Source organism: Arthrobacter sp. 10N44_2, from assembly GCF_056394385.1.
This window is the reverse complement of record NZ_JBFTHT010000029.1, coordinates 23,247-31,042: the sequence shown is the minus strand read 5'-3', so window position 1 is coordinate 31,042 and position 7,796 is coordinate 23,247. Positions and strand designations below refer to the sequence as shown.

The following is a 7,796-nucleotide window of genomic DNA, read 5'->3' as shown; positions in this document are numbered from 1 at the left end:
GCGGCGTTGATGGCCTTGGCGGCGGCGATCGCGTTGCGTTCGATGCACGGGACCTGCACGAGCCCGCCGATCGGATCGCAGGTCAGGCCCAGGTTGTGTTCCATCGCGATTTCCGCGGCGTTCTCCACCTGCTGGGGCGTGCCGCCCATGACTTCGGCCAGGCCGGCGGCCGCCATCGACGACGCCGAGCCCACCTCGCCCTGGCAGCCGACTTCCGCCCCGGAGATCGAGGCCTGCTCCTTGTACAGCACGCCGATGGCGCCGGCGGTCAGCAGGAACCTGACGATCGTGTCGTCGCGGTCGGCCTGGCTGGCCTGGTCCATGCCGGGGGCAAAGTGCAGCGCGTAGTAGAGCACGGCCGGGATGATGCCGGCGGCGCCGTTGGTGGGGGCGGTGACCACGCGGCCGCCGGAGGCGTTTTCCTCGTTCACGGCCAGCGCGATCAGGTTGACCCATTCCTGCCAGTACTTCGGGTCCCGGTAGTCGGGGTCCTGGCCGCGGGTTTCCTTCATGAGCCGCTCGTGCCAGTCCGGGGCCCGGCGGCGGACCTTGAGCCCGCCCGGCAGCAGCCCGGTGCGTTTGAGGCTGACCTCGACGCAGCCTTCCATCACCGAGTAGATGTGCAGCAGCCCGTCGCGGATCTCCGCTTCGGTCCGGGAGGCGCGCTCGTTGACGAACATGATCTGCCCGATCGAGAGGCCCTTGGACTGGCAGCGGCCCAGCAGTTCAGCGGCCGTGCGGAACGGCAGGGGAAGTTCCTTCTTCGATTCGTCGAGTTCCTTCAGGGCCGCGTCCTCCTCGCCCTCGCGGACGATGAAACCTCCGCCGACGGAGAAGAACGTGGCCTGGTGCAGGGTCTGGCCCCCGGCGTCGGAGACCGTGAACGTCATTCCGTTGGTGTGCCGTGGCAGGATGGTCAGCGGCCGCAGGACCATGTTCTTCACCCCGTACGGCAGGGCGACCGAGCCGGCCAGCCGCAGGGTGCCGGTCTCAGCAATGGCAGCGAGCCGTTCCTCCACTTCCTCGGGCAGGATCAGTTCGGGGTGGAAGCCTTCCAGGCCAAGCAGGATCGCGGTCATGGTGCCGTGCCCGTGGCCCGTGGCGGCCAGGGAACCGTACAGGTCCACCCGCAGCGACGCTACCTTCTCCAGGTTCCCGGAGGCCTTGAGTTCCTCGGCGAAGAGGGCGGCGGCCCGCATGGGCCCCACGGTGTGTGAGCTGGATGGCCCTATTCCGATGGAAAAGAGGTCGAAGACTCCAACAGCCATTGTCGGTTCCTAACTAGGTCTTGCTGTGGCCCGGCAGAGGGTCCTGCCGGAAGGCGCTGCGGGCGCTGGTTGGCGGCCGCATGCCGGATGCACGACGCCGGGCGGCGGCTTGTGGCGGCAACCCGGCGTCGTGATCTGTACTGCTGTTAGTTCTGTACTGCTGCTACTTCAGTCTTACGTCGCCTAGGCGAGGTTAGCAACCGAGGGGTAGAGCGGGTGGGCGGCGGCGAGGGCCTGGACCCGGGTGCGGAGACCGGAGAGGTCCGCGCCGGCGTCGGCGGTCAGGGCCTCGGCGATGATGTCGGCAACCTCGGCGAAGGCCGCCTCGCCAAAGCCGCGGGTCGCCAGCGCCGGGGTGCCGATCCGCAGCCCGGAGGTGACCATCGGCGGACGCGGATCGAACGGCACGGCGTTGCGGTTGACGGTGATGTCGATGTCCGCGAGGCGGTCCTCGGCTTCCTGCCCGTTCAGCACGCAGTTGCGCAGGTCCACCAGGACCAGGTGCACGTCGGTGCCGCCGGAGATCACGTTGATGCCCTTGGCGGTCACGTCGTCCTGGACCAGCCGGTCGGCGAGGATCCGGGCGCCGGCCAGCACACGTTCCTGGCGTTCCCTGAACTCCTCGGACCCGGCGATCTTGAAGGCCACGGCTTTGCCGGCGATGACGTGCTCCAGCGGCCCGCCCTGCTGGCCGGGGAACACCGCGGAGTTGATCTTCTTGGCGATCTCGGCGTCGTTGCTCAGGATGATGCCGCCGCGCGGACCCGCGAGGGTCTTGTGCGTGGTGGAGGTGGTGACGTGCGCGTGCGGGACCGGGGACGGGTGCAGCCCGGCCGCGACCAGCCCGGCGAAGTGCGCCATGTCCACCATCAGGTAGGCGCCCACGGAGTCGGCGATCCGGCGGAACTCGGCGAAGTCGAGCTGCCGGGCGTACGCGGACCAGCCGGCCACGATCAGCGCCGGCTTGTGCTCCTGGGCCAGGGCCTCGACCTCGGCCATGTCGATCCGGTGGTCCTCTTCACGGACCTGGTACGGGATCACGTTGTAGAGCCGGCCGGAGAAGTTGATCCGCATGCCGTGCGTCAGGTGCCCGCCGTGGGCCAGGTTCAGGCCCATGATGGTGTCGCCCGGCCGGATCAGGGCGTGCATCACGGAGGCGTTGGCCTGCGCGCCGGAGTGCGGCTGGACGTTGGCGTACCCGGCACCGAACAGGGCCTTGACCCGGTCGATCGCGAGCTGCTCCACAACGTCCACGTGCTCGCAGCCGCCGTAGTAGCGCTTGCCCGGGTAGCCCTCGGCATACTTGTTCGTCAGCACGGAACCCTGCGCCTGCATCACGGCTTTGGCGGTGTGGTTCTCCGAGGCGATCATTTCCAGCCCGTCACGCTGCCGGGACAGCTCGGCGTCGATCGTCGCGGCGATCTCCGGATCCATCACGGACAGCTCCGCGTCCAGGCTCGCGGAGACGACCTGCTCGAACGCCAGCGTCTGGGTGCCCGCGGCCGCCGTTGCGCCGCTCACAGCTCGCCGCCGTTCTTGGACGCGTACTCCTGGGCAGAAAGCAGCGGGCCGTCGGACTCGGCGGCGACCTTGAAGAGCCAGCCGGCACCGTACGGGTCACTGTTGATCAGCGCGGGGTCATCGACGACGGCGGGGTTGATTTCGGTGACCTCGCCCGTGACCGGGGCGTAGAGGTCCGAGACGGACTTGGTCGATTCAACCTCGCCGCAGGTCTCCCCCGCGGTCACGGCGGAGCCGACCTCGGGCAGGTCCACGTAGACGATGTCGCCGAGGGCGTCGGTGGCGACGGCGGAGATGCCGATGGACACAACGTTTCCGGCCTCCCGGGCAACCCACTCGTGCTCGTCGGAGTACTGCAGTTCAGGGGCAACTTTTGCCATGTGTTTTTCCTTTACGTTTGAAAAGTCGTGGGCCACAACAATTGTGGTGGGTTGGGTGGCGGATGAGGCAATTCCTCCGCGTGCTCGCTCGTCCCTCGCTTAGACGCACGCTTCCGGAATCCCCTCACCCGCCGCTATTCAGTTCAGTTTTTGGGGCCAGCCGTTTTCCCGGAAGAAACAGTGGCTTTTCGATATCTTCCAGAGCCGGGGTGCTCCGAGGCTTCAAGGGTGTCATCAAGCTCAACCCCCAATGATCGGGCTTGGCGTGCCACCCTTTGGGACAGTCCTACCCCGCGGTAGGCGGTACATCCCCCAGCACTTTTGGCTTTCGAAGGCGCCCCAAACGACGCTTGGAACTCGAGGTGAGTTGAACCCGAGGTGAGCTGCAGGGCCCCTTCGGGCCCGACATCCGGGAGCATGCGTCTAAGGGAGCGTTACGTCCGCTCAGCGGGCGTCTTCGCGACCGAGCATGCAGAGGATGCCGGGTCCGACGGGCTGACGCAACCACAGTCACGCAGCCCCCGGGACAGCTTCGGCTACTTTTGGCGCTTGTAGAAAGGCAGTGCGACAACTTCGAAGGGTTCGGCCTTGCCGCGGAGGTCGATGTCCAGTGCGGTGCCGGGCTCGGTGAATTCGACGTCGACGTAGGCCATCGCGACCGGGTAACCGAGGCTCGGGCTGGGCTGGCCGGAGGTGACTTCGCCGACAACGTTGCCGTCCTTGAGGACCGGGTAGTGGCCGCGGCCGGCCCGGCGCCCGAGGCCCTTGAGCCCGACGAGCTTGCGGCCCGTCGTGGCGCCGGCGCCGGTTTCCTTCTTGGCGGCCAAGGCGGCCTTGCCGATGAAGTCGCCTTCCTTGGACAGGGCGACGACGGGGCCCAGGCCGGCGGCGAACGGATCGCCCTCCAGGGAGAGCTCGTTGCCGTAAAGCGGCATGCCGGCCTCGAGACGGAGCGAATCGCGGGACGCGAGCCCGGCGGGGGTCAGCTCGCCGTCCTCTGCGATGGCGACGAGCGCCTGCCAGAGGGCGGCGGCGGCGTCGTTCGCGACGAAGATCTCGAAGCCGTCTTCACCGGTGTAGCCGGTGCGGGCCAGCAGGAGGTCCTGGCTGGCTCCAGCGAACATGAACGGGACGTCCACGGCGGCGTAGTACTTCAGGCCGGTGACGAGCTCGTGCTGCGCGGCGGGGACCAGGCGCAGCAGGATCTCCTGGGCCTTGGGTCCCTGCACGGCGATCAGCGAGGTCTCAGCAGAGGCGTCCTGGACGGTGACGTCGAATCCGCCGTCCTTTCCGGAACCGGCGCGCTCGGCCAGGGCCTCGGCGACGACCTTGGCGTTGCCGGCGTTGGGGACCACAAGGAATTTCTGGTCGCCGCGGCGGTAGGTGATGAGGTCATCGATGATGCCGCCGTCCTCGTTGCAGATCAGCGAGTACTTGGCCTTGCCAATGGCCATCGCCGAGATCTTGCCCACGAGGGCGTAGTCCAGGAAGGCTGCGGCGTCGGGGCCGGTGACCCAGACTTCGCCCATGTGGGAGAGGTCGAACAGGCCCGCGGACTTGCGGACGGCGTGGTGCTCGGCTAGTTCCGAGCTGTACTTCAGCGGCATCTGCCAACCGCCGAAGTCCGTGAAGGAGGCACCGAGCTTCTTGTGCTCTTCGTAAAGTGCCGTGTAATTCTCATTCATCGGTGGCTGTCCCTAGCTGTCAGAGTCGGAGTTGGCGGAGTCGTCGGAGTGGACTGCTGTGTCTTCTTCGAAGGCCTCGAGGGGAGGGCACGAGCAGATCAGGTTGCGGTCCCCGGCTGCGCCGTCGATGCGGCCGACGGGCGGGAAGTACTTGTCCTGCTTGAGCGTGTGGACCGGGAAGACGGCCTGCTCACGCGGGTACTCGCGGGTCCAGTCGGTGCTGATCACGGCAGCGGCGGTGTGCGGGGCGTTGCGCAGCGGGCTGTGCTCCACGGTGAAATCGCCGTTGGCCACCTTGTCGATCTCGGCGCGGATGGCGACCATGGCCGTGATGAAGCGGTCGATCTCGCCCAGGTCCTCGGATTCGGTGGGCTCCACCATCAGGGTGCCGGCCACCGGGAACGCCAGGGTGGGGGCGTGGAAGCCGTAGTCGATCAGGCGCTTGGCCACGTCCTCGGCGGTCACGCCGGTCTTGGCCGTGAGTTCGCGCAGGTCCAGGATGCACTCGTGGGCCACCAGGCCGCCTTCGCCGGTGTAGAGCACCGGGAAGGAGTCGTTGAGGCGGGCCGCGATGTAGTTCGCCGCGAGCAGCGCGGACTTGGTCGCCTCGGTGAGGCCGCGGCCGCCCATCAGCTTCACGTAGGCCCAGGAGATCGGCAGCACGCCGGCCGAGCCGTAGCGGGAGGCGGAGATCGGGGTGCCGTCGGCGCCGTTGGCGGGATCAGCAGCGTTGCCCGGCATGAACGGGGCCAGGTGCGCCTTGGCCGCGACCGGGCCGACGCCCGGTCCGCCGCCGCCGTGCGGGATGCAGAAAGTCTTGTGCAGGTTCAGGTGCGAGACGTCGCCGCCGAACATGCCGGGCTGGGCCAGCCCGACCAGGGCGTTGAGGTTGGCGCCGTCGATGTAGACCTGGCCGCCGGCGGCGTGGACCGCGTCGCAGACCTCGCGGACATCGGCGTCGTACACCCCGTGCGTGGACGGGTAGGTGATCATGATGCAGGACAGCGCATCCTTGTGCAGCTCGATCTTGACGGTCAGGTCCGCGTGGTCGATCGTGCCGTCCGAAGCCGTGGCCACGACCACGACCTTCATGCCGGCCAGCACGGCGGAGGCGGCGTTGGTGCCGTGCGCGGAGGCCGGGATCAGGCAGACGTTGCGCTGGGCATCGCCGCGGGAGAGGTGGTAGCCGCGGATCGCCAGCAGCCCGGCGAGCTCGCCCTGGGAACCGGCGTTGGGCTGGATGGAGACCTGGTCGTAGCCGGTGATCTCGGTCAGCTGGCCTTCGAGGTCCTCGATCAGTTCACGCCAGCCGGCGGTCTGGGATTCCGGGGCGAACGGGTGGATGGAGGCGAACTCCGGCCAGGAGATGGCTTCCATCTCGGCGGTGGCGTTCAGCTTCATGGTGCACGACCCCAGCGGGATCATGGTCCGGTCCAGGGCAAGGTCGCGGTCCGAGAGGCGACGGATGTAGCGCAGCAACTGGGTCTCGGAACGGTGCGTGTTGAACACCGGGTGCTGCAGGTAGTCGGAGGTGCGCTCGACGGCGGGGTCCAGGCCGAACGCAGTGTCCGTGCCTGCAGCCGCGGCAGTCACGGACGCGCCGAACGCGGCTATGACGTCGGCGACGACGGCAACCGTCGTGGCCTCGTCGGCGGAGATGCCGACGGTGTCGGCGTCGATGGCGCGCAGGTTGACGCCCTTGGCGTCGGCTGCCGCGATGATCTCAGCTGCCCGGCCCGGCACGGAGACGGTGATGGTGTCGAAGAAGGAGGTGTGCAGCACGTCCAGGCCGGCGGCCTTCAGGGAGGCGGCGATGGTCTTGGCGTGGACGTGGACCGACTGGGCGATTGCCTTCAGCCCGTCCGGGCCGTGGTAGACGGCGTAGAAGGAAGCCACGATGGCCAGCAGGGCCTGGGCCGTGCAGATGTTGGACGTGGCCTTCTCGCGGCGGATATGCTGCTCGCGGGTCTGCAGGGCCAGGCGGTAGGCGGGAACGCCGGCGTTGTCCTTGGAGACACCCACGAGGCGGCCGGGCATGGAGCGCTCGAGCCCCTTCTGGACGGCCATGTAGGCAGCGTGCGGGCCGCCGAAGAACAGCGGCACGCCGAAGCGCTGGGCGGATCCGACGGCGATGTCAGCGCCCTGCTCGCCCGGAGACGTGATCAGGGTCAGGGAGAGGAGATCTGCCGCGACGGTGACGAGGGCGCCCCGTTCCTTGGCGTCGGCGATCACGGCGGTGTGGTCGAACACGCGGCCGGAGACGCCCGGCTGCTGCAGAACGACGCCGTTGATGACGCCGTCGGGCAGGCCCTTGGAGAGGTCGGCGACCTCGACCTCGAAGCCGAGGGCCTCGGCGCGGCCCTTGACGATCGCGATGGTCTGCGGCAGGCAGTCGGCGTCGAGGACGGTCTTGCCGTCGTGCGCCGTCTTGTTCTTATTCGCGCGGCGCATCATCAGCACGGCCTCGGCCACGGCGGTGGCTTCATCCAGCAGGGAGGCGTTGGCGATCGGCAGGCCGACCAGGTCCTGGACCATGGTCTGGAAGTTCAGCAGCGCCTCCAGCCGGCCCTGGGAGATCTCCGGCTGGTAGGGCGTGTACGCGGTGTACCAGGCCGGGGCTTCGAGGATGTTGCGGCGGATCACCGGCGGGGTGAGCGTGTCGTAGTAGCCCTGCCCGATCATCTGCACGGCGGTCTTGTTCTTCGACGCCAGCTTGCGCAGCTCGGCGAGGACTTCGACCTCGCTCAGGGCCGCGGCGAGCGCGAGGTCGGCGTCCTGGCGGATGTCCTTCGGAACGGCGGTGTCCACCAGGGCGTCGACGGTGTCGTAGCCGACAGCCTTCAGCATGGCGTCGACGTCGGCCTGGCGGCGCGCGCCGATATGCCGGTCAACGAAGGACGTGGAGGCTGGGGTAACAGTCACAAGGAACTCCATAACTCAGG

At 68.2% G+C, this 7,796-nt stretch carries 5 protein-coding genes; all 5 read right to left on the bottom strand.

Annotation, left to right across the window (positions count from 1 at the left end):
• Nucleotides 1-1,268 (bottom strand): L-serine ammonia-lyase (locus AC1DBX_RS20260; protein ID WP_476932618.1); only part of this gene is annotated, 1,268 nt, incomplete at its 3' end.
• 183 nt (nt 1,269-1,451) lie between these two features.
• Entirely contained in the window at nt 1,452-2,702 is a 1,251-nt protein-coding gene (gene glyA / locus AC1DBX_RS20255; protein WP_476932620.1) for a serine hydroxymethyltransferase, read from the bottom strand.
• A gap of 83 nt (nt 2,703-2,785) precedes the next feature.
• Nucleotides 2,786-3,169 (bottom strand): glycine cleavage system protein GcvH, encoded by a 384-nt coding sequence (gcvH, locus tag AC1DBX_RS20250; RefSeq protein WP_230007215.1) that lies wholly within the window; start codon nt 3,167-3,169, stop codon nt 2,786-2,788.
• Between the two features lie 536 nt (nt 3,170-3,705).
• Entirely contained in the window at nt 3,706-4,854 is a 1,149-nt protein-coding gene (gcvT, locus tag AC1DBX_RS20245; protein WP_476932617.1) for a glycine cleavage system aminomethyltransferase GcvT, read from the bottom strand.
• A gap of 12 nt (nt 4,855-4,866) precedes the next feature.
• Nucleotides 4,867-7,788 (bottom strand): aminomethyl-transferring glycine dehydrogenase, encoded by a 2,922-nt coding sequence (gene gcvP, locus AC1DBX_RS20240; protein ID WP_476932616.1) that lies wholly within the window; start codon nt 7,786-7,788, stop codon nt 4,867-4,869.
• Between the last annotated feature and the right edge of the window lie 8 nt (nt 7,789-7,796).